At 38.2% G+C, this 872-nt stretch carries 2 protein-coding genes; both read right to left on the bottom strand.

Features of this window, described 5'->3' with window-relative positions:
* Positions 1–690 (bottom strand): IS91 family transposase (locus RZO55_RS10425; RefSeq protein WP_318064218.1); only part of this gene is annotated, 690 nt, incomplete at its 3' end.
* The coding region (locus tag RZO55_RS10420; protein WP_318064217.1) for a tyrosine-type recombinase/integrase at positions 683–872 on the bottom strand (190 nt) is incomplete at its 5' end. The genes RZO55_RS10425 and RZO55_RS10420, both read right to left, overlap by 8 nt.

The raw sequence follows: 872 nt of genomic DNA, 5'->3' as shown, positions 1-872 counted from the left end.
ATCATATAAAGATGATGTGAATTCATTCCATTCGTAGGAATTCTTTAGCTTAGGGCATTGGTTGGGGAAATGAAGTTTATGCTTTTCATTCAGTAATTGCAGCTGGTTGAGGAATTTCCCACGGAACATCTTTCCTAATACTCTGACGGGTATAAAAAACTTCTTTTGACTTTTTCGCAGCTGTTTCGTTTTAGTTAATCCGGCTCCAGTAATAATGCAGTGAATATGAGGATGAAAATTTAGTTTCTGCCCCCAGGTGTGAAGTACCTGAATGATACCAGGAGTAGCTCCCAGATATTTTTTGTCAGCAGATAACTCTAATAGTGTCTCTGATGCACATTTGTGCATCAGAGAATAAAGTAGGGATTGATTGCAATAAATAAGAGGATTTAATTCAGCAGGCAAGGTAAATACGACATGGAAGTAAGGCGAATCAATCACTTCCGTTTTACGGGCATCAATCCAAAGTTCTTTCAGTATGGACTGACAACAAGGACAATTCCGATTGCGGCAGGAATTATTATGTATTTCTGAATGACCACAGTCTTCACAGATAGAAATGTTGCATCCAAGATTTCCTGACTTACAATTCATAATAGATAAAGCCGCTTTATTTTGAACTTCCGTTGGATTGTAAAGATCACAGTATTCGGAATAAGAAGATTGAAATATTTCCTGGATTTTATGCATGAGGAAAAACCTCCATACAGTCAAAAGGACTTAAAGCACCCCCAACACCATTGGAGGCTAACTGCACATAAATCGTGGTAGAATTCAAAGATTTATGACCAAGAAGAGCTTTCAGAGTAAGCAAATCCGTACCGTTTTCATAACTGTGAGTACCAAACGCGTGTCGAAATGAATGGCAAGTG

It is taken from the genome of Clostridium boliviensis (genome assembly GCF_033342255.1).
Lineage (GTDB): Bacteria > Bacillota > Clostridia > Lachnospirales > Lachnospiraceae > Lacrimispora > Lacrimispora boliviensis.
This window is presented reverse-complemented; position numbering and strand designations above follow the sequence as displayed.